This window comes from Rhizobium sp. WCS2018Hpa-16 (assembly GCF_031843705.1).
Lineage (GTDB): Bacteria > Pseudomonadota > Alphaproteobacteria > Rhizobiales > Rhizobiaceae > Agrobacterium > Agrobacterium tumefaciens_C.
The window spans coordinates 1128985-1155862 of record NZ_JAVTIX010000001.1 but is presented as its reverse complement, the minus strand read 5'-3'; the positions used below and the strand labels follow the sequence as shown (position 1 = coordinate 1155862).

Annotated in this window: 28 protein-coding genes and 1 pseudogene; 16 read left to right on the top strand and 13 right to left on the bottom strand. The window is 55.2% G+C overall.

Going from position 1 to position 26878, the window contains the following annotated elements:
• Positions 1-250 precede the first annotated feature (250 nt).
• Both RQI55_RS05815 and RQI55_RS05810 read left to right on the top strand, forming a co-directional pair.
• Positions 251-805 (top strand): hypothetical protein, encoded by a 555-nt coding sequence (locus RQI55_RS05815; RefSeq protein ID WP_311272072.1) that lies wholly within the window; start codon positions 251-253, stop codon positions 803-805.
• A 428-nt stretch (positions 806-1233) separates the two neighbouring features.
• The gene (locus RQI55_RS05810) at positions 1234-1947 is read left to right on the top strand and encodes a PAS domain-containing protein (RefSeq protein WP_042619782.1); all 714 of its coding nucleotides are present in this window, start codon (positions 1234-1236) and stop codon (positions 1945-1947) included.
• A gap of 5 nt (positions 1948-1952) precedes the next feature.
• Here RQI55_RS05810 and RQI55_RS05805 read toward each other — a convergent pair whose 3' ends face one another.
• Complete coding sequence (locus RQI55_RS05805) at positions 1953-2756, bottom strand: TSUP family transporter (protein WP_243256130.1); 804 nt, start codon at positions 2754-2756, stop codon at positions 1953-1955.
• Positions 2757-2935: 179 nt separating this feature from the next.
• On the opposite strand from RQI55_RS05805, the gene RQI55_RS05800 reads away from it, so the two are divergent.
• The 4 genes from RQI55_RS05800 to RQI55_RS05785 all read left to right on the top strand — a co-directional run bounded on the left by RQI55_RS05800 (position 2936) and on the right by RQI55_RS05785 (position 7350).
• Positions 2936-3895, top strand: coding sequence for a nucleoside hydrolase (locus RQI55_RS05800; RefSeq protein WP_243256129.1), 960 nt, complete (start codon positions 2936-2938; stop codon positions 3893-3895).
• A gap of 248 nt (positions 3896-4143) precedes the next feature.
• Entirely contained in the window at positions 4144-5364 is a 1221-nt protein-coding gene (locus RQI55_RS05795) for an LL-diaminopimelate aminotransferase (protein ID WP_243256128.1), read from the top strand.
• 62 nt (positions 5365-5426) lie between these two features.
• Complete coding sequence (locus tag RQI55_RS05790; RefSeq protein WP_243256127.1) at positions 5427-6737, top strand: homoserine dehydrogenase; 1311 nt, start codon at positions 5427-5429, stop codon at positions 6735-6737.
• Between the two features lie 103 nt (positions 6738-6840).
• Positions 6841-7350 carry a GNAT family N-acetyltransferase gene (locus RQI55_RS05785; RefSeq protein ID WP_243256126.1) on the top strand — a complete coding sequence of 170 codons (510 nt, stop codon included), beginning with the start codon at positions 6841-6843 and terminating at the stop codon, positions 7348-7350.
• Between the two features lie 10 nt (positions 7351-7360).
• Here the strand turns inward: RQI55_RS05785 and RQI55_RS05780 are convergent, their stop codons facing one another.
• A complete protein-coding gene (locus tag RQI55_RS05780; protein ID WP_311272073.1) occupies positions 7361-7750 on the bottom strand; it encodes a DUF1294 domain-containing protein in 390 nt (129 codons plus the stop codon).
• A gap of 48 nt (positions 7751-7798) precedes the next feature.
• Between RQI55_RS05780 and gatB the strand changes: the two genes are divergently transcribed.
• The 4 genes from gatB (at position 7799) to RQI55_RS05760 (ending at position 11041) form a co-directional block, all read left to right on the top strand.
• Positions 7799-9301: an Asp-tRNA(Asn)/Glu-tRNA(Gln) amidotransferase subunit GatB gene (gene gatB, locus RQI55_RS05775; protein ID WP_243256125.1), complete on the top strand. Its 1503-nt coding sequence runs from the start codon at positions 7799-7801 to the stop codon at positions 9299-9301.
• A 123-nt stretch (positions 9302-9424) separates the two neighbouring features.
• Positions 9425-9922 (top strand): GNAT family N-acetyltransferase, encoded by a 498-nt coding sequence (locus RQI55_RS05770; protein WP_243256965.1) that lies wholly within the window; start codon positions 9425-9427, stop codon positions 9920-9922.
• A gap of 152 nt (positions 9923-10074) precedes the next feature.
• Complete coding sequence (locus RQI55_RS05765; RefSeq protein WP_243256124.1) at positions 10075-10473, top strand: NADH:ubiquinone oxidoreductase subunit NDUFA12; 399 nt, start codon at positions 10075-10077, stop codon at positions 10471-10473.
• A 130-nt stretch (positions 10474-10603) separates the two neighbouring features.
• Positions 10604-11041 carry a DUF2155 domain-containing protein gene (locus tag RQI55_RS05760; RefSeq protein ID WP_042619604.1) on the top strand — a complete coding sequence of 146 codons (438 nt, stop codon included), beginning with the start codon at positions 10604-10606 and terminating at the stop codon, positions 11039-11041.
• A gap of 9 nt (positions 11042-11050) precedes the next feature.
• Here RQI55_RS05760 and aat read toward each other — a convergent pair whose 3' ends face one another.
• The 5 genes from aat to RQI55_RS05735 form a co-directional block, all read right to left on the bottom strand.
• A complete protein-coding gene (aat, locus tag RQI55_RS05755) occupies positions 11051-11662 on the bottom strand; it encodes a leucyl/phenylalanyl-tRNA--protein transferase (protein WP_311272074.1) in 612 nt (203 codons plus the stop codon).
• 3 nt (positions 11663-11665) lie between these two features.
• Positions 11666-13009 carry an acetyl-CoA carboxylase biotin carboxylase subunit gene (gene accC, locus RQI55_RS05750; protein WP_243256122.1) on the bottom strand — a complete coding sequence of 448 codons (1344 nt, stop codon included), beginning with the start codon at positions 13007-13009 and terminating at the stop codon, positions 11666-11668.
• Between the two features lie 11 nt (positions 13010-13020).
• On the bottom strand, positions 13021-13506 hold the full coding sequence (gene accB, locus RQI55_RS05745) for an acetyl-CoA carboxylase biotin carboxyl carrier protein (protein WP_243256121.1): 486 nt from the start codon (positions 13504-13506) through the stop codon (positions 13021-13023).
• Between the two features lie 26 nt (positions 13507-13532).
• A complete protein-coding gene (gene aroQ, locus RQI55_RS05740; RefSeq protein WP_192066455.1) occupies positions 13533-13970 on the bottom strand; it encodes a type II 3-dehydroquinate dehydratase in 438 nt (145 codons plus the stop codon).
• Positions 13971-14094: 124 nt separating this feature from the next.
• Positions 14095-14862 carry a DsbA family protein gene (locus RQI55_RS05735; RefSeq protein ID WP_243256120.1) on the bottom strand — a complete coding sequence of 256 codons (768 nt, stop codon included), beginning with the start codon at positions 14860-14862 and terminating at the stop codon, positions 14095-14097.
• A 214-nt stretch (positions 14863-15076) separates the two neighbouring features.
• Here RQI55_RS05735 and RQI55_RS05730 point away from each other — a divergent pair, with 214 nt between their 5' ends.
• The 4 genes and pseudogenes from RQI55_RS05730 (at position 15077) to RQI55_RS05715 (ending at position 17848) form a co-directional block, all read left to right on the top strand.
• Positions 15077-16189 (top strand): pyridoxal phosphate-dependent aminotransferase, encoded by a 1113-nt coding sequence (locus RQI55_RS05730; protein ID WP_409233699.1) that lies wholly within the window; start codon positions 15077-15079, stop codon positions 16187-16189.
• A 56-nt stretch (positions 16190-16245) separates the two neighbouring features.
• Positions 16246-16323: pseudogene (locus RQI55_RS24210) on the top strand (3-oxoacyl-ACP reductase); the annotation flags it as partial.
• A gap of 176 nt (positions 16324-16499) precedes the next feature.
• Complete coding sequence (locus RQI55_RS05720) at positions 16500-16877, top strand: response regulator (protein WP_243256119.1); 378 nt, start codon at positions 16500-16502, stop codon at positions 16875-16877.
• Positions 16878-17011: 134 nt separating this feature from the next.
• The gene (locus RQI55_RS05715) at positions 17012-17848 is read left to right on the top strand and encodes a response regulator (protein WP_042619596.1); all 837 of its coding nucleotides are present in this window, start codon (positions 17012-17014) and stop codon (positions 17846-17848) included.
• 15 nt (positions 17849-17863) lie between these two features.
• Here the strand turns inward: RQI55_RS05715 and RQI55_RS05710 are convergent, their stop codons facing one another.
• From RQI55_RS05710 to RQI55_RS05700, 3 genes are all read right to left on the bottom strand, one after another.
• Positions 17864-18457 carry a carboxymuconolactone decarboxylase family protein gene (locus tag RQI55_RS05710; protein ID WP_409233698.1) on the bottom strand — a complete coding sequence of 198 codons (594 nt, stop codon included), beginning with the start codon at positions 18455-18457 and terminating at the stop codon, positions 17864-17866.
• 71 nt (positions 18458-18528) lie between these two features.
• Positions 18529-20067 (bottom strand): phospholipase D family protein, encoded by a 1539-nt coding sequence (locus RQI55_RS05705; RefSeq protein ID WP_311272076.1) that lies wholly within the window; start codon positions 20065-20067, stop codon positions 18529-18531.
• A gap of 83 nt (positions 20068-20150) precedes the next feature.
• Complete coding sequence (locus tag RQI55_RS05700) at positions 20151-20339, bottom strand: hypothetical protein (RefSeq protein WP_243256116.1); 189 nt, start codon at positions 20337-20339, stop codon at positions 20151-20153.
• A gap of 127 nt (positions 20340-20466) precedes the next feature.
• Between RQI55_RS05700 and bluB the strand changes: the two genes are divergently transcribed.
• Entirely contained in the window at positions 20467-21153 is a 687-nt protein-coding gene (gene bluB, locus RQI55_RS05695) for a 5,6-dimethylbenzimidazole synthase (protein ID WP_243256115.1), read from the top strand.
• A 17-nt stretch (positions 21154-21170) separates the two neighbouring features.
• Here bluB and RQI55_RS05690 read toward each other — a convergent pair whose 3' ends face one another.
• Both RQI55_RS05690 and RQI55_RS05685 read right to left on the bottom strand, forming a co-directional pair.
• The gene (locus tag RQI55_RS05690) at positions 21171-22313 is read right to left on the bottom strand and encodes a DUF2865 domain-containing protein (protein ID WP_243256114.1); all 1143 of its coding nucleotides are present in this window, start codon (positions 22311-22313) and stop codon (positions 21171-21173) included.
• A 121-nt stretch (positions 22314-22434) separates the two neighbouring features.
• Positions 22435-24750, bottom strand: coding sequence for an NADP-dependent malic enzyme (locus RQI55_RS05685; RefSeq protein WP_042619591.1), 2316 nt, complete (start codon positions 24748-24750; stop codon positions 22435-22437).
• 217 nt (positions 24751-24967) lie between these two features.
• On the opposite strand from RQI55_RS05685, the gene RQI55_RS05680 reads away from it, so the two are divergent.
• Positions 24968-25795, top strand: a complete 828-nt coding sequence (locus RQI55_RS05680) for a UDP-2,3-diacylglucosamine diphosphatase (RefSeq protein WP_243256113.1) — start codon at positions 24968-24970, stop codon at positions 25793-25795.
• Positions 25796-25798: 3 nt separating this feature from the next.
• Here the strand turns inward: RQI55_RS05680 and dgcA are convergent, their stop codons facing one another.
• A complete protein-coding gene (gene dgcA / locus RQI55_RS05675; protein ID WP_243256112.1) occupies positions 25799-26782 on the bottom strand; it encodes an N-acetyl-D-Glu racemase DgcA in 984 nt (327 codons plus the stop codon).
• Between the last annotated feature and the right edge of the window lie 96 nt (positions 26783-26878).

Here is a 26878-nt window from a genome sequence, read left to right as displayed (position 1 = left end):
GCATTCTCGTTACGTCTTTTTTTAACAGTGGCGCATTATACCAGTCTTGTACCGCTGGGCCTGAGCGTATTGAACATGCGAATGGCATTGGATCAGCCGGGGGAGTATCGAGTTGAAAGCGTTGATTGACTTGTTCTGGCAACGATATTCGGAGCTGAAAGGCGCCGTTGGTCGTAATGATGCTCAGACTATAACGAATCTTGATCGTGAACTCGATACCTTGCTTGAAGGCATTACGAGCCGTCAAACCATGAGCTCAGCCGAGGTGCTGGAGCAGTTTCGCTTTGCTATCGATCTATTGAATGAAGAAGCGGAAGACACTGGCTGCGTGCAGCGCAACTCGGAACTTCTGCGCAAGCTGGTCGATCGCTATATCGGTGCCGGACTTCCGTACGATGGCGTGGCGCCGGATGGCGAATCGACAACATGGAGCCCCTACGTCATTCTGGACGAGGACAAGCTCGACGATCTGGATGCGCGTGTTTTCGTTGTTTCGCCCGGTTATCGCATCAATTACACCAACGCCATCAATGCGAATTGCTATGACGCGACAACAAACGATCTTGTTGGGCGCCACATTGCGGAATTCATTGGCGTACATCACTTCCAGCAGGCCCTGCGCGAAAAGCTGGACGCTTGCTTCAAGGGGCAACCCGCGAAATACACGTATGCCGAGACGATCGACGGACGCACTGTCGTGCGCTCCTACGAAATGTCTCCCTGCTTTTCCCCTTCCTACAAACTCGTCGGCGCAATCATCACCGTCAAGGAACTTGCGGATCGCCGAAACAGGGTGGTCGCGTAATCCTTCGGTCGTATAGACCGCATTCGAACTTATTTGCCTGAAAGATCTTGCGTCACGTGAGGTTACCGCGATGACTAACGCATTCCCGTGCCTCGCGTAGCGTAGGAAAATCCTGCGGTATCGATATCGATTCCGCCCATGAACAGGTAAAAAATAGTGTATTGACGCATCATGATACGTTAGTGTTGATGCTGCAAATACAACTGGTTTATAAATGCCGCTAATCTTTATCTTTGTTTCGCGCTTTAAAGTTGATCGGGAAAGTCCACTCAAATTTATTTGCCAAGTGGTATATAAAATAAATCGGTTTTTCAATGGAACTGTTTTTGAGGAGAAGGCGTTCTCCTCGCTGTGTCTGAGATCGGCGGTGCCATTTTGCTGAACTTTGGGCGGTTGCAGGAAATGTCTGTTATAGGATGGAGACTCCATTGATTGAGCTCTTCGATGCGTTTTCGCTGAAATGTGTTCAGCTCAAACAGGCTGTTGCGAACGGCCATGATGATCTCGTCCGGCTGCTTGATCGTGAGCTGGAGCCCATGATTGCGGATATCCTTTCCTATCGTGCGCGCACGCGTGAGGATGCCTACAGGCAGTTGCAGTTCTTGAATGGCCTCATCCGCGATGAAGCAGATGACAGATCCAGCGTGACGCGCCGCAGTGCAGCGATGTCGATGCTGATTGATCGTTATTTCCGAGGCGCGAACGAAGGTTACGACAGCTGCGATCAGTTGCTTGTTCAAAAGGAAAACTGCCTTGCGTTCAATGCGCAGGCTCAACCGCTGTTCAATGAGGCTATACTGGACAGCTTGCCCGACCGTATCGCCGTTATTACGAGAGATTATCGCTATCTCTATGCCAATCGCATCAATGCTGAGTTTCTTGGCTATTCACAGCTCTCTGTCGTTGGTCGGCACGTTTCTGAGTTTATTGGCGAAAAAAGCTTTGAAGCTATGGCGAAACCCGCATTCGACCGGTGTTTTTCAGGTCAACTCGTGGATTACCTCCATCTCGGAAGGCGCGATCAGGACGAGTACAAGACCAGATGCCGCATGAGCCCATTGCGGGCCGCCAACAATGAAATCATAGGTGCCGTGGTCGTTCTTCAAGAAGTCCATGCAATGGTCGTCATGGAAAACAGTTGAGGCGATCAAGCCCCGAACAGGCTCTGAAAAAACTGGCTGATAAAGGCTGCTGCTCCAGCGTCGAACAGCAACTTTGAAGCCATTGCAAGGCACGAGACGACGAGCAAAGGCCGGATGATCTTCGCACCATTACTCATGGCAAGACGCGATCCCATCTGAGCGCCCAGGAATTGTCCGAACCCCATGACAAGGCCCAGCTTCCATAAAATCGCGCCGCTGAAAGTGAAGACGAGGAAGCTGCCGAAATTCGAGCCAAAGTTCAGAAGCTTTGTGTGGGCGGTGGCTTTCAGCATGCCGAAGCCGGCGAGGCCGACGAATGCAAGCATGTAAAACGAGCCTGCGCCCGGGCCAAAAACACCATCATAGAAACCGATCAGCGGAACAATCGTCACGCCAAAAACAAATGGCGCGATTTTCTGGTGACTATCGAGATCGCTGAGGTTCGGTTTGAAGGCAAAGTAGAGCGCTATGATGATCAGAAGAAAAGGCATGATCATGCGAAGCGTATCCGGTGGCACGAAAGAGGCCGTCATCGCGCCAAATATGCCGCCAATGAAGGCCATGAGCGCCATCGGGAACTGTTTTTTCAGGTCAACATGCCCCCGGCGGGCATAGGCTATCGTTGCCGAGGCTGAGCCGAATTGCGCCTGAAGCTTGTTGGTTCCCAAGGCTTCCAGCGGTGGAATACCCAGAATCAGCATGGCCGGAATGGCAATCAGGCCGCCGCCGCCAGCAATGGAATCCACAAAGCCCGCGAAGATCGCGACAAAAAAGAGAATCACAAAAATATTGAGAGCTAATTCGTGCACGGCAAGTATTCCGGAACGGTGGTGAGATTGTTCGCTTCTGTCACCTAATCATCAGGCTTGCAATGCTTTTCCTCTGATACGTCGTGGGCATTGCGTCATCCGTATCGCCGTTTATGGTGCTCGCCCTGTGTCGTCTTTTATTGGGCGATTCTACTCTAGACGATTTCAAGGATTACCCCATGCACAAGGTTATTTTCGACACGGACCCCGGCATCGATGACGCAATGGCATTGCTTTTTCTGCATCGGCATCCCGATATTGACCTTGTCGGCGTGACGACTGTTTTCGGCAACGCGCCGCTCGATATTACGACGCGCAACGCGCTGTTTCTGAAGCAGCAATGGGAGATGACGGCACCTGTGGCAAAAGGCGCAGGCGTGACATTCAATCCCGAGCTTCCTGAAGGCCACTGGCCAACATTCATTCACGGCGACGACGGACTTGGCAATATTGGCGTGCCTGCCTCCATCGACCTGCCACTCGATTCCCGTCCGGCGCACAGATTGATCATTGATACGGTCAGGGCAAATCCGGGTGAAGTGACGCTTATTGCTGTGGGGCGCATGACGAACCTCGCTTTGGCTTTGCGTGAAGAACCTGACTTTGCATCTCTGGTGAAGAGCGTCATCATCATGGGTGGCGCGTTTGATATCAATGGCAATGTCAGCCCTGCCGCCGAGGCCAATATTCACGGGGATCCGGAAGCCGCAGATGTGGTGTTTACAGCGCCATGGCCTGTGACCATCGTCGGCCTCGATGTGACCACACGCACTGTGATGACATCGAAATTCATGGCTGATATGGCGAAAGAGGGCGGTGCCCATGTCCAGCTTCTGTCTGATCTATCGCAATTCTACATCGAGTTTTACAGCCAGCGCACCGGTGATGGCATGGTCGTTCACGACTCATGCGCTTGCGTCTATCTGACCAATCCTGAACTGTTCGAGACCCGCAAGGGTGCCGTCCGCGTCGTGTGCGGGGGCATTGCTGATGGCCAGACCATCCAGAAGCCGGATGGCGTGGCCTTTCCACCCGGTAACTGGGATGGATATCCAAGCCAGCAGGTTTGCACCAACATTGAGCCGGAGCGGGTGCTTTCTGTGATCCGATCTGTAATTGTGAATGGTGAGCGCGGCTGATTGGCAGGTTGCGCCGCCAAACGCGGTGGCTTGCCTTGCAATTTGGAAAAAACTCGCGTTATGCAGGTTTTGGCGCGGTGGCGCCAAGCCTGCAAACAAGCCGGTTGCTGCGAAAACAAATTCGTGTTTTCCAGCACATACGTTACACTCAGTTTTACAGGCCCGATTTGTTCGTGTCGGCTGTATCTGGAATCAAAAAACGAATGCTTTTGTGAGCCGGTCGTTCGGTTCATGTCCACGAGGAAAAGATGGAAGAGTTTCACAAGGTCAAGCGTCTGCCGCAATACGTGTTCGAACAGGTCAACCGTTTGAAAGCGAGCGCGCGAGCGGGTGGTGCTGACATCATTGACCTTGGCATGGGCAATCCTGATCTTCCAACGCCAAAGGCCATTGTCGACAAGCTGTGCGAAGTGGTTCAGGACCCGCGCACGCATCGCTATTCTTCGTCCAAGGGCATTCCCGGCCTTCGCCGCGCGCAGGCTGCCTATTACGCGCGCCGTTTCGGTGTGAAGCTCAATCCCGATACTCAGGTTGTTGCCACCCTTGGTTCAAAGGAAGGCTTCGCCAATATGGCGCAGGCCATTACCGCGCCGGGCGATGTCATTCTGTGTCCAAACCCGACCTATCCGATCCATGCCTTCGGCTTTCTGATGGCAGGCGGCGTTATTCGCTCCATGAATGTCGAGCCGGATGAAACCTTTTTCGGTCCCCTGGAGCGCGCGGTGCGCCACTCCATCCCGAAGCCGCTTGCGCTCATCATCAACTATCCGTCCAACCCGACCGCGCATGTTGCGTCGCTGGATTTCTATCGCGATATCATTGCCTTCGCCAAGAAGCATGATCTGATCGTGCTTTCGGACCTTGCCTATTCCGAGATCTATTTTGACGACAACAACCCGCCGCCTTCGGTTCTGGAAGTGCCCGGAGCCATGGACGTCGCTGTCGAGTTCACCTCCATGTCCAAGACATTCTCCATGCCGGGCTGGCGCATGGGCTTTGCCGTTGGCAATGAGCGGCTGATCAGCGCGCTAACGCGTGTGAAATCCTATCTGGACTATGGCGCATTCACGCCAATTCAGGTTGCTGCGACCCACGCACTGAACGGTGATGGTTCCGATATCGCAGAAGTGCGCAGCGTATATCGCCGTCGCCGTGATGTTATGGTCGATACATTTGGCAAGGCAGGCTTCGAGGTTCCGCCGCCAGCCGCCACGATGTTCGCATGGGCTAAAATTCCAGAGAAGTTCCGCCATTTGGGATCGCTGGAGTTTTCCAAGCTTCTGGTCGAGAAGGCCGATATCGCCGTTGCTCCAGGTGTGGGCTTCGGTGAAATGGGCGACGATTACGTTCGCTTGGCTCTGGTTGAGAACGAGCACCGAATTCGCCAGGCAGCGCGCAATTTGAAGCGCTTTCTGGCGACAGCGGACGACACATTGCACAACGTCGTTTCGCTTAACGCCCACCGTTAAGGGCACCAACCGGGTGGCCGCTTCTGGCCACCTCTCCATGTCAGCAAATCAGGAATATACCAATGGCAGATTCATTGAGAATCGGCATAGCGGGACTCGGCACTGTCGGCTCTTCGCTCGTGCGCATCCTTCAGCAGAGAAGCAACGAACTTGCGATTACCTGCGGACGCGCAATCGAGATTATTGCAGTCAGCGCACGTGATCATTCGCGTGATCGTGGTCTGGATCTTGCCGGTATTACTTGGTTCGATACGCCAGAAGACATGGCTAAAAATGCCGAAATCGATGTTCTGGTGGAACTCGTTGGTGGCGCTTCCGGTGCTGCAGAGAATGCGGTCCGTGCGGCATTGTCGCGCGGCGTCCATGTGGTAACAGCCAATAAGGCGCTGCTTGCCAAACATGGCGTTGAGCTTGCCATTCTCGCGGAAGAGAGAGGCGCGCTGCTTAACTTCGAAGCGGCAGTGGCTGGCGGCATTCCTATCATCAAGGCCCTGCGCGAATCGCTGACCGGCAACAATGTGTCGCGCATTTACGGCATCATGAACGGCACCTGCAATTACATCCTGACCAAGATGGAAAAGGAAGGGCTCTCTTTCGAGGCCTGCCTGAAGGAAGCGCAGCGCCTGGGTTATGCCGAGGCCGATCCTGCATTCGATATCGAGGGCAACGACACCGCCCACAAGCTCGCAATCCTGACGACATTGGCCTTTGGCTGCCAGATTTCGGCCGATGACATCTATCTCGAAGGCATTTCGAATATTTCCATCGAGGATATTCAGGCTGCTGCCGATCTTGGTTATCGCATCAAGCTGCTTGGCGTGGCGCAGGTGACCGAATCCGGTATCGAGCAGCGCGTTCACCCCACCATGGTGCCGCTAGATTCTGTTATTGCGCAGGTTGATGGCGTGACCAATGCCGTTGCCGTCGAGTCGGATATTCTCGGCGAGTTGCTGATGGTTGGTCCCGGCGCAGGCGGCAGCGCCACGGCATCTGCCGTGTTGGGTGACATTGCCGATATTGCCAAGAGCCGCCCCGGCGCGCAGCAGGTGCCGGTTCTTGGTCGCCCTGCCAAATCCTTGACAGAATACCGCCGCGCCAAGATGAAGAGCCATGAGGGCGGCTATTTCATTCGTTTGACGGTGAAGGACAAGGCCGGCGTCTTCGCCAGCATCGCAACACGCATGGCGGAAAACAACATTTCGCTGGAATCCATCGTGCAGCATTCGCGCGTTCAAAGCGAAGGTGGCTCGCAAACCATCATCCTCGTGACTCACGCGACGATGGAAGATGCGATCCGTAAGGCCGTCAAAGCCATCAAGAGCGAGAAGTATCTTGTCAATGAGCCGCAGGTCATCCGCATCGAGCGGACCTGATCGGCATCTTGCATGATTTGAAAGCGAAGGCTGTCGCTGCAAGGTGGCGGCTTTCACCCAAGCTTTATCTGCGCGGCTTTCGAACCACAGATGGAGACAGCTTGTGATCCTTATTCGCGCGGCCAAAGAGGCGGACGCAGCGGTGCTGGCAAGCATCGGGCTTCGTGCCTGGACAAACGCCACAACGGCAATTGGCGTGACAGAAGCATTGCGTGACAATGCCCGCGCCGCATTCGAGAGTTTCGCATTTTCAACCTGGCAGGCGATAACGCTTGCAGAGGTGCGGGGTGTCGTTGTCGGTTGGGCTGCGCGTGAACATTTCGATGAGATGATAAGCGATTTCTGGGTCGATCCGGCCCACCAACGTCAAGGTGTTGGCACAGCGTTACTGGCCAAACTCGAACAGCAGATCGTGGAGCGCGGCTTGCCCGTTGCCGAGCTTGAAAGTCATGCACAGAACAATCAGGCAGTCTCTTTCTTCAGAAAACACGGTTACAGTGTCAGCTGGTTCTCGATGAAGTATTCAACCAAGCTTGACCGTGAAGTTCAGTCTGTCGGCTTGCAAAAACAACTCATTGACATGAATGTGACGGGTTATGGCTTCGGCTTTTGAGCCATTGCCTTCAGTTCTTCCAGTTCGCAGCAGTCAGCAGGGACAGGATGAGTCCGATCTGAACCACGATGATTGCAAGCAGGTAACTGCGAAACGGCTCCTTGTGGGTTTTATGACGCAGCAATCTCTGCGCCAGCACCACGCCCACACTTCCACCCAGAAAAGCCAGCCACAGTAACGTGCTTTCATGCGCGCGCCAGCTTCCCTTTCGGGCTGCCTGCTTGTCCCACCAATAGGTGAGGAAGACTAGGATGTTGAAAGCAAGGTAGGTGGCGAGTGCCAATGCGAGGGTCATCATGCTGGCAATGGACGTGAAAATTGTAAAAAATTGGTGCCCGGCGTGTCGAAATCGGGAGGCCTCGGCCTGTGCTGCGCGACAAGCCTTGCGCCTCGGTGCCAATTGTTCTACCTCAGCATAGACAGAAATTCCGTATTTTATGAGCTTGATATGACCCTTGTAGACGTGCGCACACCAGACCCAAAACGCTTCATTCCCGGCGCGACCGGCGATTGGGAAATCGTCATCGGCATGGAAGTTCACGCTCAGGTTCTTTCCAATTCCAAGCTGTTTTCGGGCGCGTCCACGACCTTCGGCAATGCACCGAACTCAAATGTATCTCTGGTGGATGCCGCCATGCCCGGCATGCTGCCCGTCATCAACGAGGAATGCGTGGCGCAAGCCGTGCGTACGGGCCTCGGGCTCAAGGCGCAGATCAACAAGCGATCCATCTTCGATCGCAAGAACTATTTCTACCCGGATTTGCCGCAGGGCTATCAGATTTCGCAGTTCAAGGACCCCATCGTTGGCGAAGGCAAGATTATCATCTCGCTGGGTCCTGACCGTCAGGGCAACTTCGAAGACATCGAGATCGGCATCGAGCGCCTCCATCTGGAGCAGGATGCGGGCAAGTCGATGCACGACCAGCATCCGACAATGTCCTACGTGGATTTGAACCGTTCCGGCGTTGCACTGATGGAAATCGTGTCGAAGCCTGACATGCGCTCATCTGACGAGGCCAAGGCCTATATGACGAAGCTGCGGTCTATCGTGCGTTACCTCGGCACCTGCGACGGCAACATGGACGAAGGCTCCATGCGTGCCGACGTGAACGTTTCTGTCCGCAAGCCGGGCGGCGAGTTTGGCACGCGCTGCGAAATCAAGAACGTCAATTCCATCAGGTTTATCGGTCAGGCCATCGAATACGAGGCGCGCCGCCAGATTGCGATTCTCGAAGATGGCGGTTCTATCGATCAGGAAACCCGCCTGTTCGATCCCGGCAAGGGCGAGACACGCTCGATGCGCTCCAAGGAAGATGCGCATGACTACCGCTATTTCCCAGACCCGGACCTGTTGCCGCTAGAATTCGACGATGCCTTCATCGAAAAGATGGGCAAAGACCTTCCAGAACTGCCAGATGACAAAAAGGCGCGTTTTGTGCGTGAGCTTGGTCTGTCGGTCTATGACGCATCGATCCTGGTTTCTGAAAAGGCCATTGCTGATTATTACGAGGTGGTGGCCGAAGGACGAGATGGCAAGATCGCTGCAAACTGGGTCATCAACGATCTCCTGGGCGCGTTGAACAAGTCCAGCAAGAGCATTGAAGAAACACCGATTTCTGCCGATCAGCTCGGCGGAATCATTGATCTGATCAAGGCGAACACAATCTCTGGCAAGATTGCCAAGGACCTTTTCGAAATCGTCTGGAACGAAGGCGGCAACCCGGCTGAGATTGTTGATGCCAGAGGCATGAAACAGGTCACTGACACGGGCGCCATCGAGAAGGCCGTGGATGAAATCATTGCTGCAAACCCGGATCAGGTTGAGAAGGTCAAGGCGAAGCCAACGCTGGCCGGCTGGTTCGTCGGGCAGGTGATGAAGGCCACGGGCGGCAAGGCCAACCCGCAAGCCGTGCAGGATCTGGTTAAGGCCAAACTGGGCATCGAGGAATAGAACGTGCCCTAGCCGTTGTGCCGGGACTTTTCCCGGTGATGACGGCGAGGGGACAAAGCAGTCAAAAACATTCTTTGCGCCGGGATTACTCCCGGCGTTTTCATTCTGCGACGGAGGTTCATGGTGTTTTTCATACGCACCGCCAGTGAGCGCGATATTGAGCCGGTGAGGGCGCTTCTGGCTCGAACGTGGCATGCGACTTATGATGCGATTTATGGCGCGCCGCGGGTTAGTCAATTGATTACCGAGTGGCACTCGCCAGCCGCGATGAAAGAGCGCGTCCAGAAAAAGGGTGGCGAGTTTCTTGTTGCGGACGATGGAAAGCGCATTGGCGGTATGGGGTATGCCGCCATGTCGAGCAACATGTCGAAGACCGCACTGTTGCATCAGCTCTATGTCGATCCACATTTTCAGCGGCAGGGTGTCGGGCGCGATATTTTTGCAGAACTGGAAACATGCTTCCCTGATGCAGAGATTATGCGTCTTGAGGTTGAGCCAAAAAATTCGGTCGCGATAGCCTTCTATGAGGGCCTCGGCTTCACAGAGGTTGACCGGGTCGAGCGGATGGCAGGTGTTGCCGGCTTGCCCGGCATTGCGATGGAAAAGACGCTAGCAAGATAAGCGTGCGATCGACTTGTCTGGCTTGGAATGACGCTGAAATAGCGACACTGAATGTTGGAAATACTGGACAATTGATGCGTGGAGCGGCATAAGCTTGTGCTGTGCTGCGCACATTTGATCGCTGCGGTGCACTCACAGCCGAGGAATTGACAATGAAGACTCTCCTGACGCAAATCTTCACCTGGTGGAACGGCCAGACAATCGGAACACGCTTTCACACATGGCGTTTCGGTAAGAAGGTTGGACAGGATGAGTTGGGCAATACCTACTATGAGGGCGGCACGACATCTTGGGGCATGCCGCGCCGCTGGGTGATCTATAACGGTTATGCCGACGCGTCTGCAATCACGCCCGGCTGGCATGGCTGGATGCATTACCGCACGGATGTTCCGCCAAGCCAGGAAAGCTATGCGGTGCGCGAATGGCAGAAGCCGCACCAGCCAAACATGACTGGCACGTCGCAGGCCTATCGCCCGCAGGGTTCTTTGGCCGTTGCAGGCGAGCGTCCGCGCGTAACCGGCGACTACGATGCCTGGACACCCGGTAACTGATTGCCTTGGTGCGTGGCGCGCTTATGTCTAATATCCGCGCGTCATTGTCACCCGTTTTTGCCACATTCCGCCTGTAGGCGTTGAACTTCCGCTAACGTCGCGGGGGCAATATTTCTGGAGACGGATCCATATGGGAAAATTCACGCGAGATGGTTCTTTGCGTGCACTGGCTATGTCGGTTCTGACGCTCTCGGCAATCGCTGGCTTTGCATTTCCCGCTTCCGCCGCCCGAATTGAAAATCGCGTTGCGGTTTTTTCCGGTATCGACAAAATCACAGGTCGCATCACGTCGTTTGACGTTTATCTGAATGAGACGGTGCAGTTCGGCGCGCTTCAGGTTACGCCCAAAGTCTGCTATTCGCGTGACGACACCGAAGCGCAGAAAATCGATGCATTTATCGAAGTCGATGAGATCACGCTTGATCGCAAGATAAAGCGGATATTCACGGGCTGGATGTTTGCAGACAGCCCCGGCCTCAATGCCGTTGAGCACCCGATCTATGACGTGTGGCTGACCAACTGCAAGCAAGAATCGGATGTGCCCGCACCGGCGGCCGCGAGCAAATAATCTAACATCTTAAAAGTCGAGATCTGGGCGGTTAACCGCTGGTTCCAGCATTTTCGCATATTCCGCTTTGGGGACATCGATGGCGCCAAACGTCTTCAGATGATCCGTCGTGAACTGCGTATCGAGCAGCGTGAAGCCTTTTGTGTTCAAATGCTCGACAAGATGCACGAGGCAGATTTTCGAGGCATTCGTGCGTCTGGAAAACATGCTCTCGCCAAAAAATGCAGAGCCTAGAGACACCCCGTATAGACCGCCGACAAGCTCATCGCCGTCCCATGCTTCCACGCTGTGGGCGTGGCCGATCTCATGAAGTTCGGTGTAAAGGCGACGGATTGTTTTGTTGATCCAAGTGCTGGGGCGGTCGGGCGCTTCCTGAGCGCATGAGGCCATCACGCCTTCGAAATTCGTATCGAAGCGGATTTCAAATTGGCTTTTTCGGATGGCTTTGGCCAAGCTTTTGGAGACATGAAAATTATCAAGCGGAATGATGCCCCGCATTTCCGGCTCTATCCAAAACAGTTCCGGGTCATCTGCCGAATCGGCCATTGGAAACAGGCCGATGGAATAGGCGCGCAGCAGAATATCGACGTCTATATCGTTATTTCTGCTGCGCCTGCCCATCTCTTACTTCGCGTCGCCGGCCAGATATTTTTCCAGCCAGTGAATGTCGTAGTCGCCCTTCAGAATGTCTTCGTTTTGTAGAAGATCCTGAAACAGCGGCAGGGTGGTCTTGATACCGTCCACGACGAACTCGTCGAGTGCGCGACGAAGGCGGCGAATGCACTCGTCACGGTTACGACCATGCACGATCAGCTTGCCGATCATGCTGTCGTAATATGGCGGGATCTTGTAGCCCTGATAAGCGCCTGAATCGACACGAACGCCGAGACCGCCGGGCGTGTGGAAATAGGTCAGCGTACCCGGAGATGGCACGAAAGTACGTGGGTCTTCGGCGTTGATGCGGCATTCGATGGCATGGCCATTGAACTTGACCTCATCCTGCGTGACCGAAAGGCCCTGGCCGGAGGCAACGCGAATCTGTTCCTGCACAAGATCCATGCCGGTGATCGCTTCCGTGACCGGATGCTCCACCTGAAGACGGGTGTTCATTTCGATGAAATAGAATTCGCCGTTTTCATAGAGGAACTCGATGGTGCCGGCACCGCGATATTTCAGCTTGCGCATCGCATCAGCGCAAATCTCGCCGATTTTCATGCGCTGCTCAACCGTCAACGCGGGTGAATTGGCTTCTTCGAGAACCTTCTGGTGGCGGCGCTGAAGCGAGCAATCGCGTTCACCCAGGTGAATGGCCTTGCCTTCTCCGTCACCGAAAACCTGCACCTCGATATGGCGCGGCTTGCCGAGATATTTTTCCATGTAGACGGCGTCGTTACCGAAAGCGGCAAGCGCTTCGGAACGTGCCGTGGAAACGGCTTCTTCGACTTCCGATTCGTCTTTCGCAACCTTCATGCCGCGTCCGCCACCACCGGCTGTTGCCTTGATGAGAACGGGGAAGCCGATCTTACGGGCAATTTCCAAGGCGTTCTCAGGTTTCACTTCGCCATCAGAGCCGGGAACTACGGGAATTCCGAGTTCAAGAGCGGTCTGCTTGGCAGTGATTTTGTCGCCCATGATACGGATGTGGTCGGCGGTCGGCCCGATGAAGGTGATGCCGTGCGCATCCAGGATATCCGCGAACTTCGCATTTTCAGAAAGGAAGCCGTAACCGGGGTGAACGGCGTCAGCGCCCGTGATTTCGCAGGCGGCAACGATCTGGTGGATGTTCAGGTAGCTGTCACGCGAAGGTGGCGGGCCGATGCAGACACTTTCGTCGGCAAGGCGCACATGCATGGCATCTGCGTCAGCCGTGGAATGCACGGCAACAGTTGGAATGCCTAGCTCCTTGGCAGCGCGCAGAACGCGAAGGGCGATTTCGCCGCGATTGGCGATGAGGATCTTGGATACCATGAAATGAGCCCTTATTCGATGACCACGAGGGCTTCACCATACTCCACTGGCTGCGAGTCGTTCACGATGATTTCTGTCACCTTGCCAGACTTTGGAGCCGGGATCTGGTTCATGGTCTTCATGGCTTCAACGATCAGAAGCGTCTGGCCTTCCTTGACGGTGGCGCCGACTTCAACGAACGGGCGTGCGCCAGGAGCGGACGACAGGTAGACGGTGCCAACCATGGGCGACGTGACCGTGTTGGCCGGGTTGCGGGCAGGCGCAGCAGGTGCAGCCATGCCAGGTGCGACTGCGGGTGCTGCAGCAACTGGTGCGACGGCAGGAGCAGGTGCGTACTGTGTGGGTGCTGTTGCGTAAATCGGCGCAGGTGCTGCACGGGAGACGCGAATGCGCAGATCGTCCTGCTCGACTTCGATCTCGGAAAGGTCGGTGTCGTTGAGAATGTTCGCGAGGTCGCGGATCAGTTCCTTGTCGATACCGTGTTTCTTTTCTGACATGACAAACCCTATTCTGATTGTTTCTTTTATGCCGTGATATTCTTCAAAGCGTTGAGAGCCATGATGTAGCCGTAAGGTCCGAAGCCACAGACCATGCCTTTGGCGGCTGGCGCTATCATCGATTTATGACGGAATTCTTCACGTGCGTGTATGTTGGAAATGTGAACTTCCACGACCGGAACCGATATGGCGCGAATGGCGTCGTGCAAGGCAATTGACGTGTGCCCATAGGCACCGGGATTGATGATGACACCTGCCGCACGTTCGCCAGCCTCATGCAGCAGGTCGACCAGTGCGCCTTCGTGGTTTGACTGATGGCACTCGACGGAGAAGCCAAGCTCTTCGCCAGCTCTCACACAGTCGTTCTCAATGTCCTTCAGCGTCTTGCCGCCATAAATACCAGGTTCCCGTTTTCCCAACATGTTGAGATTGGGTCCATTGAGGACGAAGATTGTGTTGCTCATTTGTCGTTCCGCCAAAAAATCAGCGCCACCTATAGACCGCGCAAAGGCGAAGGAAAAGCCCCGAAGCGCTCAAACCACTTGTTGTCCTTAATTTTCGGGGCCTTACGCGTCGATTTACACCGAATTACGAGCAGGTCGCCTTGCCGCATGTCCGCATGTTAGCAATTTTCTCGCTGAGCGGCGCCGCGCCGACTGCGCCAAATACGGCCTCATTACCAATGACGTAAGAAGGTGTGCCGGTGATGCCGAGCTCTGTCGCAAGCTGATAGGCTTCTTTGACCTGCGCATCATTTTTGTTTTCAGCCATGGATTTACGGATGTCCGCTTCCTTCAAGCCAAGCGATGTTGCGACTTCAATGGCACTTTCTTCATTGGCGCGGCCAGAGCTTCCAAGCAGGGTGCGCTGGAACTCAGGGTATTTTTCCGGCGCGATCAACTTGACGGCGTTGGAGACTTTATGGGCCTCGACCGATTCAGGCCCGAGGATCGGGAATTCCTTAAGGACGAAACGAACCTTCTTGTCGGTCTTCAGAATGGTGTCCACGTCAGCCATGGCGCGTTTGCAATAGCCACAATTGTAGTCGAAGAACTCGACCAATGTGACATCGCCGTTCGGGTTGCCAATGGACAAGTCGTATTTCGATTGGAACAATGCCTTCTCGTTGCCAGCGACGGCGTCCGCAGCTTTGGCATTACGCGTTTCATATTGCTTGCGCTCGAGCGCTTCCTGAACTTCCAGCATGATCTCGGGGTTCTCGATCAGGTATTCCTTGATGAAGGCGCCGAACTCTTTTTTCTGCTGCTCATCCAGCGCATGCGCGGGCAGGGATATGAAAACAGTTGAAAGGGCCGTCATGCAGGCAAAAGCCGTGGATTTTAAGAAGGGTGCCATGTCGGTCCTCATCGTTTTGTTGCAAAATGGTGATTCTGTAGTCCCACGCATCTACCCTATTAGCTGCGATTCAGACATCGCAAATTAAATCGATCCGTTGCGATCCCGCCATTGTGAAGACCGCAATAATGCGGCAAATGTCCGACGGTTTTCGAAGAAAGAGCATGCATTGATAACGTTGTCCAAGCGAAGCGCTGTCGAGCCATTTCACGCCATGGATATTCTGGCGGAAGCAAACAGGCGAAGACAAGCAGGACGCCCGGTTATTTCCATGGCTGTGGGGCAGCCTTCACATTCCGCGCCACGCGCTTCGCTGGAAGCCGCCGAAGCCGCTCTCAAGCATGGACGCATTGGCTATACGGATGCTCTGGGCCTTCGCGAGCTTCGTGAGGCCATCGCCGCCAGCTACAGGCTACGCCATGGTGCGATCGTGGATCCTGCACGCATTGCCGTCACCACCGGCTCCTCGGCTGGTTTCAATCTTGCTTTTCTGGCTCTGTTTGATCCCAGCGACGCGGTCGCCATCGCGCGTCCGGGTTATCCTGCCTATCGTAACATTCTCAAAGCGCTGGGGCTTAAGGTCGTTGAAGTGCCGGTAACGGCCGAGACGGGTTACACATTGACGCCCGCCAGCCTTGAGCGTGCCGAAACCAAGGCTGGATGCAAGCTCAAAGGCGTGTTGTTGGCCAGCCCTGCAAACCCGACAGGAACCGTGACCGGGCGCGAGGCCTTGAAACGCCTGATGTCCTATTGTGACAGCCGCGATATCGCGTTCATCTCAGATGAAATCTATCATGGCCTGACATTTGTCGGTGATGAGACGAGTGCGGTTGAGGTGAGCGATAATGCCATCGTCATCAATTCGTTTTCCAAATATTATTGCATGACCGGCTGGCGTATTGGCTGGATGGTCTTGCCGGAAAAGCTGATCCGTCCCGTCGAATGTCTGGCGCAGAGCTTGTACATTTCCGCTCCCGAATTGTCGCAGTTGGCTGCCACTGCGGCTTTTTCCGCAGAGGAGGAGCTGGATGTCTACAAGGAAAGCTATCGCACCAACCGTGACTTTCTGTTGACCCGCCTACCGGAGCTTGGTCTGCCCCTGGCATCGCCGATGGACGGCGCTTTTTACGCCTATGTCGATACCAGTCGATACTCCAATGACAGCATGGAGTTTGCCAAACGAATGCTGGCAGAAATCGACGTTGCAGCGACTCCCGGCATGGATTTTGACCCGCTAGAAGGCCACCGCGCATTGCGGTTTTCCTATGCCGGTTCGGTGTCCGACATTGCCGAAGCGGTGGGCCGCATTGCCGGGTGGCTCAAGTAGCGCGGTAACGCCGAAGCAGCGCCCTGCGAAAAGCTAAAAAATCGCTGTTACTGGTTTTTTTTGCATCGAGAAGTGCGTGTTCCATCACGGGTCAGAATTTGCGCGTCGATGGAGGACTTACCCGTTCAGTCTGAGCTTTGACAGGAATGAAATAGGGCGAATTTCGCCGTTGCTGTCCCATATTGGAGATCGATCAGGCCTGATTCAGCCGGACCTGAAGGAACAGGCGGCTCAGGTGGGCGTTGTTCTATCCAAGGTCACGAACTCTCGACGATACGACGCTTGGATGTAAAAACAGGTGGTAGTAGCCATGGGACAGCGCAACGCATATGCCAGACAAGTGGTGCTTGTCGTGGAGGACGACCCGCTCTTACGAATGATGGCGGTTGATCTGGTGGAGGATGCGGGCTTCGACGCTGTCGAGGCAACCGGAGCCGATCAGGCAATAGAAATTATGGAAAGCCGCAACGACATCGACGTTCTGTTTACCGATGTTGATATGCCAGGCTGCATGAATGGCGTGGGACTTGCGCACTGGGCAAGGGCTGGCAACACACCTCTTGGTATTGTCGTCACATCTGGGCATAACACACCATCCGACGAGTCGCTTCCGGCCCGCAGCGTTTTCTTTCCTAAGCCTTACGATTTCCAGAAAGTTGTCGACACGTTGAAGCTAATGACGGTCTGAAGTTTCTGCTTATCGGTAGAAAAAATGGTTTGCGAATAGGTAACCATAGTTCGCAAGTCGGCTGTGGATTAATTATTCTGAAAATATCAGAGTGTATTGTCTATCTCAAAGCTGGTTTGGTCTTTGGGGGCACTATGAATTTTCTAGGTATAACAGGCATGCAGTATGCCGGCGTCGCATTTGAAAACACAAGAATATTGCTTGCTGAAGACTCAAACGTTTTCACCCAAATGATCGGCGGACGGCTGCATGAATTGCTTGGTCTAACTGTAGAGATCTGCCGGAACTTCGAAGAACTGCAGGAATGCTATGAGCATTCTTCGGAAGAGGTCACACTTGCTGTGTCCAACATCAATCTCCCCGGCGCAGAAAACGGCGAAGCTCTGGAATACCTCGTTGATCTATCCATTCCCACGATCGTTTTCACAAGCACCTTCCACGAAGATACGCGCGAAAAGCTGATCACCAAGGAAGTGGTCGATTATATTCTCAAGGACAATGTGTTCGCAGTCGATATGTTGACTGAATCCGTTTGCCGCTTCCTTACGAACCATCGCCACCACGTGTTGATCGTCGACGACAGCCCAACCGCACGCGCCTTGTTGTCTAGCCGCCTGAAGCGTTACAACTTCCGCGTCAGCCTTGCTGAAAACGGTGCAAAAGCGCTGGAAATCCTGCGCAAGAATCCTGACATCGGCCTTGTTGTGACTGACTACAACATGCCTGATATTGATGGCTTTGAATTGACACGTCGCATCCGCACCATGCGCGGCTCGCATGAATTGCGCATCATCGGCGTTTCTTCATCTAACAATCGGCTTTTGTCAGCCCGTTTCCTGAAAGCGGGCGGCAATGACTTCATGCTGCGCCCGTTCATCGACGAGGAGTTCTATTGCCGCGTCAATCAGAACCTCGATACCCTGGTTCAGATCCAGGCGGCAAAATTGCTCGGCAAAAAGGCTGCTGCCTGACGTAAGCTAAATGGCTCAGGCGTCTCGTTCAATCGGACGCCCGAGCGCAAGCTTTTCAGAAAGCTCTGGCCCAAGCTTATCGACATAGGCCTGATCCGGCGATGTGCCCAAGGCATCAAGCGTTTTAGAGAAAAAGCATCTCGCAGCCGTTGCTGCCACGATGTCGAAAATTTCGGCGTCGGTCAGCGCATGGGTTTTTAAGGCGTCAATGTCAGCTTGCGTGATCAAAGTCGCATCACGCACGACTTTTGTTGCAAAGAACATGATTGCGCGCTCCTGTTCATTCAGCGGCGCGTTTTCTGCGTTGTCTACGATGCTTGCGAGCTCCTCAGCGCCCAGCCCCTCTGTCGCCAGCACAGAGGCGTGCGCCAGCATGCAGTAGGATGATTTCAGTTCTCGTGCTGCGGCCAGCGTCACAAGTTCATATCTGCGTGGTTCAATGTTTCCTCGCAGGCTTGAGAGAAGCGCACTCCAGCTTTCCATGACTTCCGGACGGTGGCCAAAAGCGCGATACATATTGGGCAGGTAACCGTGAGTGCTTTCGGCACTGCGGTACATTTCCGCTATTTTAATGCTCGTTTTGGGGTCGGGCGGCGCGATGAACATCAATTTCTCCTGAACTTCCATAGAGCTGAAATGCCTGAGAAGGAAAATCGATCAGTTCACCTTACATCTTTTGTTCAAAGTTGAGATTCGAGCGGCAGAAGCCCCATAACGCCGACCAGCAGGCGGCGGCTGAAACTGGCATAGGGCTCACGGCGGTAGCGTTTAGGAACACCCTTCACCATGCCCGTCCAAGTGACATTTCTGCGCTCGTTCAAGGTTAGTTCGAAGCTCATTTGGCGGCTGGTTTCTTCTTTGAAAATCACGTCCATCTCTTCGACGAGCTCAGGAGAGGAAAACAGCATTCCCATTTCTGTGTTGAGCGACATGGACCGCGGGTCGAAGTTGAGCGAGCCGATGAAGCCGATTTCACTGTCGCGTGTAAACGCCTTGGTATGAAGGCTTGCCTGGCCTGAGCCGCGCAGGGAGAAGGACTTGTTCTGGTCTGCCAGCGAGCGCAGCTCGTGGATTTTGATACCGTTGATGAGCAGCGGCCTGCGATACCGGGAATATCCAGCGTGAACCGCTGCCACATCTGTTGCTGCCAGGGAATTTGTCAGGATGCAAACGGATGCGCCGGAGGCGGAGAGGCGAGAGAAGGTTTCAACGCCCTTCTGCCCGGGGATAAAATAGGGCGATGTGATATTCAATTGCTGTGCCGTGTCTTCCATGACAGGCAGAAGCGTTTCCATCAGAAAGTTGTGGCCGCTGCGGCGCTTGCCGGCGGCCTTTTCCGGCGGATCGGCTACCACCTTGGCATTGTCGACCCAGTGCAAACTGTCGGACATCAAAAAACTGCCGGAATGATGCTGGCTTTCAACTTTCGCCAGATAGGGGCGAGCGGCAGCGCCTGACGCCAGCATGTCCATTTTGCGTCTGAGCTTGGCGAGCTTGGAAGGGCGGCGGGCAAGAAGTGACCGGACGGGTACGGAAACGGCGCTGTTCCAGTAATCGTCGAAAATCTCCTCCGCATCGGAGATGCAGTCACCACGCGCTATGACGTCGAAGTCGCGGAAGTTGGCCTGTTCCGCAGCATCGAAATAGGCATCACCAATATTGCGACCACCGACGATCAGAATTCGGCCATCGGCAATCCACGCCTTGTTGTGCATGCGCCGGTTGACGCTGCGAAACCGCAGCACCATTTCCAATCCTCGGCGGAACACATTTTCCCGAGCCTTTGTTGGATTGAAGAGCCTGAGCTCGATATTGGGGTGGCTATCTATGGCTTGGAAAGCGCGGTCTGAAATAGACACGCCAAGATCATCCAGCAACAACCGGACCCGAACACCACGATCTGCTGCGGCTATAACCTCACGCATCATGAGCTGACCGGTGAGATCGGCATTCCACATATAATACATGAGATCGAGGCTTCGGCCTGCCGCGCGCGCTGAGTTTACCCGTGCTGCAAAAGCGGCCATGTTGGACTGGATCAGCGACAGTGCATTTCCTCGGCTCTGTCCGCGCTGTATATCCGTCCAGTGTCTGTCGAGAGGTGTCGCGTCATCGCTCTTGGAAAGAGCGGTCGTTGCGATTTTGATGATGAGTTTGTCGCGATGGCGCGAGGCGAGAATGATACTCGCGAGAATGGCGAGAACGACGCTGATACACATAAGGATGAGCGAATTCTCAGTTATGACATCACCCGCATACTCTCCAATTATCAGCCCATCCCCGCCTAGATATCTGGTTGCGATCAGTGAATTTCAATGGACCGCTTGTCGGCTTCCTGTTTGATAATGTCTTCCACCACCTGCCGTGTGAGGTCTGCGTCGGCCAGAAGATAAGCGTCTGCCAGCTCGAAAATCGACTTTGGACCCTCGGAGGTTTTGAGTGTGTCTAGGTCCTGGCCGATCTGTTGGCGCAATTCCGTGTAGCAATCCATCTGCATTCTCCTTTTCGTCTAGAATGCGATAGGCAGGGTCGCGGTTCCGACCAATCCGGGAAAAGCAGTGCCTGCTTGCGCCTTTTATTGATAAGCGGCATAAGCCCTGTAATGTTGGGGATTGACGATGCAGGATGATGATTTTCAACATGCGGTGCAAAAGGCACAGGCATTTTCAGACATCGACAAGGCGGCGGTATACCGTGCGATTGAAACCAGGCGCGACGTTCGCGATCAGTTCCTGCCAGAGCCGCTGCCGGATGATCTCGTAGCGAAATTACTTGCCGCTGCCCATGCCGCACCCTCAGTCGGCTTCATGCAGCCTTGGAACTTCACACTGGTGACGAGCCTCGCAACGCGCCAGCGAGCCTTTGAGGCCTTCTCCCGCGCCAATGCGGAAGCGGCAGCGATGTTTGCCGGGGAGAAGCAGGATCTTTACCGCAGCCTCAAGCTTGAGGGCATTCGCAAAGCCCCGCTTTCCATCTGTGTGACTTGCGATCCTACGCGGGGTGGTGACGTTGTTTTGGGCCGGACCCACAATCCACGCATGGATGTGTACTCCACCGTCTGCGCCGTACAGAACCTATGGCTTGCTGCGCGAGCAGAGGGTGTTGGCGTGGGCTGGGTCAGCATCTTTCACGATGCCGATATTCGCGAGATTCTCACGATCCCGGATCACATCGAAATCGTCGCATGGCTCTGTCTTGGTCGGGTTGATGAACTGTACACTGAGCCGGAACTTGCGGTGAAGGGTTGGCGGCAAAGGCTTCCGCTTGAAGATCTCGTCTTTCAGGACCGATGGGGCCAGAGGTAAGGGCAGGGCGCTGCCACTTACTGCTGCTGCGGTTGCGCGCCTTGAAGAGCCGGGTTCTTAAGGTCGATGCGGCTGGCTTCTTCCTGCATGAACTGGGGTCCGACGATTCGCACCTTGTTTTTGGCAGGGTCATAATCACGATCAGGGATCGGCTCAGCCTTTTCGACCGGTTTGGTCCCCGCTGGTTTTGACGCCGTGTCACCTTTTGGTGACGGGATGGTGGTGATGCTGGCAGAGCTTTGCGCAGGCGTCGATTGCGGGCCGCTTTCCTTGCCATCCTGCTTCTTCATCGGGTCGCCATTGGCGGTCATATTGCAGCTGCAGGAGGGGGAACGATTGGCCGTGGTGCTGTTTCGATAAGCGAATGCAGTTGGCATGGAAGCATAGGGCTGGCCGGTTTTGGCAGAAACCATATCCGCGCTCTCCTGGCCCTGAAGCTCATGATAAAAAAGCTCGGTCTGTGTGCCCGGGCACATTCTTTCGCATTGCGCCGCCTGATCTTTGAAATCGAGCGGTGTCGCATCCGATGAAATCGGGAAGAACGCGCCATCGCAGGTGCGAACGCAGAGCGTCCTCAAGCCTCCTTGCATCGGCATATCGGGCGTTGGTGCGTAGTCCTGATTATCTGCCGCGCCATAGCCGCCAATGGGCTCTTGCATGTCGGGATTTTCAGATGGATCCGTGGCGCTATAGGACGGCTGTTCGTCGTAGCATCCCTGAGCATTGAGCGCGGCCAGAATGCGGTCTCTCGCGCCTTGCGCGTTTTCGCTCCGCCGCTCGGCAAGCATACGGTCGCGATCTTGCGCGATCATGTCCCGTTCGGCTTCTGCCTGCTCCAGCGCATAGCCAATCTCGCCACATAGCTCAGCATTGGGATTGCCATAGGTGACAATGCTGCCGGACGTGCAGCCATAGCCTCGCATGTCATTTTTGATGCGGCGGATCAGAATGTTCTGTTGGGCCAGCGCATTGGCGATCCGCCGTACTTCAGCAGTGTTGCCAAAGGTCTGCCTTGGCTGCTGTTCCAGCTGCGAGCGAAGCGTCTCGCACACATCGCTTGCTTGCACCGTTGCGGGCGCAGCCAGCAGGAGCAAGGCAAGTGTGCCGATCATGCGGTGTCGGCGCGGGATCAATGGTCCGTCCGTTTCCTGTCCTGCCATGGTGCAGGTCATATCCTGTAATCGTCACCCGCAGGATGCGGATGACGTGCTTTAGTTCAGGATAACATAAGGCTCCACCGCAAAGCGGCAAGGCCGTGTTCAAAATTATGTTAACCCCCGATTACACCGAAGGGTGGGAAGCCTGCACCGCAGCCAGCGCTGCCATATTGACAACGCCACGCGATGTCACCGTTGGTGACAGGATGTGAACGGGAAGTGCCGAGCCCAGCAGGATTGGCCCAACGTGCAGGCCTTCGGTCATCGTCCTGACAACACCGAGGGTGATGTTGGCCGAATCGAGGTTCGGGAAGACCAGCAAATTTGCCTCCCCGGAGAGGGAGCTGTTGGGCATTGCGCGCTTGCGCAGCGATTCCGAAAGTGCTGAACCGCCCTGCATTTCGCCATCGATCTCAAGTTCTGGCGCGGCGCTGCGCACCATTTGCAAGGCACGGCGCATTTTGCGTGCGCTTTCAGAATCGCGAGATCCGAAGTTTGAATGGCTGACGAGAGCGATCTTTGGCGTGATGCCGAAACGTTTGATCTCCTTGGCCGCAAGGATTGCAAGCTCCGCCAGATCTTCAGCCGCCGGTTCGTAATTCACGAAGGTGTCGGTGAGGAAGATCGCGCCTTGCTGTGTAATGAGCAGGCTGAGGCCGCCAAATGTGTGGGCACCCTCGCTCTTGCCGATGATCTGGTTCACATCCTTCAAATGGCGGTCGAAGCGACCTTCGAGACCGCATATCAGGGCATCCGCTTCGCCACGCTTGACCGAGAGAGCGCCGATGACGGTGCTGTTGGTACGAACAATCGTGCGCGCCGCTTCCGGGTTGATGCCGGCACGACCGACCAGCGCAAAGTAGTCATCCACATAGTCACGGTAACGTGGATCGTCTTCCGGATTGACCACGGCAAAGTCTGCGTTCGGGCGAATACGAAGGCCGAAACGCTTCAGGCGCGCCTCGATGATTTGCGGACGGCCGATGAGGATAGGGACGCCTGTGCCTTCTTCCAGCAGCACCTGTGCGGCGCGCAGAACGCGTTCATCTTCACCTTCTGCGAAAATGATGCGCTTCTTTTCTGCCGTCTTCGCCAGATTGAAAATTGGCTTCATGATGAAGCCGGAGCGCCAGACAAAGCGGTTCAGCTGATCGAGATAGGCGTCGAAGTCGGTGATAGGACGTGCCGCTACGCCGCTTGCCGCAGCAGCGCGTGCCACCGCAGGAGCGATGCGCAGGATGAGGCGCGGGTCAAAAGGCGAGGGGATGAGATAGTTCGGGCCGAAGATTGGCGTCTCGTCGCTATAGGCTTTCGCGGCGACTTCTGAAACTTCCTCACGCGCCAGTTCCGCAATCGCGTGAACGGCAGCCATCTTCATTTCTTCATTGATCGTCGTCGCGCCGCAATCCAGTGCACCTCTGAAGATGTATGGGAAGCAGAGGACGTTGTTGACCTGGTTCGGGAAGTCGGAACGACCTGTGCAGATCATCGCATCCGGGCGCGCGCTGCGTGCCAGTTCCGGCATGATCTCAGGGTTAGGATTGGCGAGTGCCAGAATGAGAGGCTTTTCAGCCATGCGGGCCAGAAGCTCCGGCTTCAGAACGCCAGCGGCAGACAGGCCGAGAAACACATCGGCGCCATCAATGGTTTCGTTCAGGACGCGCTTGTCGGTCTTCTGCGCGTAGATCTCTTTCCACTCATCCATCAAGGTGTTGCGGCCCTCATAGACGAGGCCTTCAATGTCGTGCACCCAGATGTTTTCGCGCTTTGCGCCTAGCACGACCAGCAGGTTGAGGCAGGCGAGGGCTGCGGCACCCGCGCCCGATGCAACGATCTTAACGTCACCTATTGATTTGCCAGCCAGTTCTAGCGCGTTCGTCACGGCAGCCGCAACGATGATGGCTGTGCCGTGCTGATCATCGTGGAAGACGGGAATATTCATCTTGGCGCGAAGCTGGCGCTCTACTTCGAAACACTCCGGTGCCTTGATGTCTTCTAGGTTGATGCCGCCGAAGGTGGGCTCGAGCGCCGAAATGGTCGACACCATGTCATTGACGCCGGGTGCGTCGATTTCGATATCGAAAACGTCGATGCCTGCGAATTTCTTGAACAGGACGGCCTTGCCTTCCATGACTGGCTTGGAGGCCAGTGGACCGATATTGCCAAGGCCCAACACCGCCGTGCCGTTGGAGATCACAGCAACCAGATTGGCGCGTGCCGTATATTCGGCAGCCATTTCAGGGTTTTCGTGAATGGCCAGGCAAGGCGCAGCAACGCCCGGAGAATAGGCCAGAGCCAGATCACGCTGGTTGCCAAGCGGCTTGGATGCCTGGATTTCGAGTTTTCCGGGGCGAGGATAACGGTGATAGAAAAGCGCCTGTTCTTCCAGATCCGCATTGGGGTTCTTGTCTTGCGTCTTGCCCGTGTCCTGAGAACTCATTCTATCACCGCTTTATTTCAAGTTTCTGGGAGGCCTTTGCATACAACAATCAGACAGTGCGTACAGCCGTTTATTTCATCTGGACTGCGCAAAATCCGTACATTCGAAGTTGCGTAAAAAGCACGTCGATCAACGGAAATGGCGCTTTGTCATCTTGCTGAAACACGAGTCTGGTTTTGCAGAGGGAGAAAGTTGCCGAGACAGAGGGAACAATTCCATGGCCGCGCAAACCGAAGCCAGGCAGTTCAGAACGCTTTTCATCTCAGATGTGCATCTTGGCTCCAAGGCGGCCAAGACAGATTTCCTTCTGGATTTCCTGCGCCATCACGAGGCTGACACGATAATCCTTGTTGGTGATATCATTGATGGCTGGCGCCTGCGCCGCAACTGGTACTGGCCGCAGGGCTGCAACGATGTGGTGCAGAAGCTGCTGCGCAAGGCTCGCAAGGGTACGCGCATCGTCTATATTCCGGGAAACCACGATGAATTTCTCCGGGAGTTTCCAGGCACGCATTTCGGCGGAATAGAAGTTGCCGAGCGAATGATCTACGAAGCGGCTGACGGCAAGAAGTACCTCGTCATCCACGGCGATGAGTTCGACGTGGTGGTTCGCAACGCCCGTCTGTTAGCTTATCTGGGCGATTGGGCCTATGACGCGGCAATTGCCATCAACGTTCTGCTCGCGGCCGTGCGCCGTCGCATCGGCCTGCCTTACTGGTCCTTCTCCGCCTGGGCCAAGCTTCAGGTAAAGCATGCGGTCAACTTCATTGGCGAGTTTCAGCGTGTGGTGGCAGATGAGGCCCGCCGCAACAATGTTGATGGTGTCATCTGTGGTCATATCCACCACGCCGTTATGGAGGACATAGACGGTATCCGCTATATCAACACCGGCGACTGGGTGGAGAGCTGCACCGCCGTTGCCGAGAATGCCGACGGCACCTTTGAGCTGATTACGTGGATGAAGTCCGACGACCAGCTCGAAACGGCGGTGCGCGAATTGGAGCCTGTCAATATTGCTGGGCTGATCGGCCAGCGGGCAGCGTGATGTTCAGCCCCAGAGCTCCGGCTGTGGCGGGAAAACGAGTGATCCTTCATAGCGAAGGCCCGGAACACGATCCCGCGCCAGCAGGAGCGGACCGTCGAGATCGGCAAAGGCCGTGTCCTGAGCAAGCATGAGGGCAGGCGCCATACCGAGCGAGGTGCCCAGCATGCAGCCGACCATGACGGTGTAGCCGAGCCGTTCGGCCTCTTTCTTCATGGCGAGTGCTTCCGTCAGGCCACCTGTCTTGTCGAGCTTGATGTTTATGGCGTCATATCGATCTCTTAAGGAGGCGAGATCCGCCGTGTGGTGGACACTTTCATCCGCACAGATAGGCACCCGGCGCTTGATGCGCGAAAGAATAGAATCCTTTCCGACAGGCAATGGCTGCTCGATGAGCGCGATGTCCAATTCCTCTGCGACGGCAAGATGGTACTCAATATTGAGTTCGGTCCACCCCTCATTTGCATCGACGATGATGCGTGCGTGGGGAGCCGCTGCCCTGACGGCGCGAAGGCGCGAGGCGTCATCCTCTGTTCCGGTCTTGATTTTCAGAAGCGGGCGCGATGCATTCTCCGCTGCCTTGGCCGCCATCGTGTCCGCATTGCCCAGCGATATCGTAAACGCTGTGATAATGGCTTGCGGCTCTACGGAAAGCAGCGACGTGGAAACGGACTTGCCGGATTGTTTTGCTTCGAGATCCCATAAGGCGCAATCCACCGCATTGCGGGCGGCACCTGGCTTCATGAGGCGCTGGAGTTCCATCCTGTCGATGCCGCTCGAGATCGCATCTGACACGGCGCTTATACCGGCAAGGACACCCTCGACTGATTCGCCGTAGCGGGCGTAAGGAACACATTCGCCCCGTCCAATGAAGCCGTTTTCCGTGATGGTACACGCCACGACCACCACTTCTGTCCGACTTCCGCGAGAAATGGTGAAACTTCCGGCGACGGGAAAGGCCTGCGCTGTGGCTTCAAGGTAACGGCTCATCGAATTTAACCTTTCGTCTGATGTAAAACCCGGTTGCCAACAACAAATGATCGGAATCTGACGTGATCCCTGTGGCTTGGTGATCCGTCAATGGAT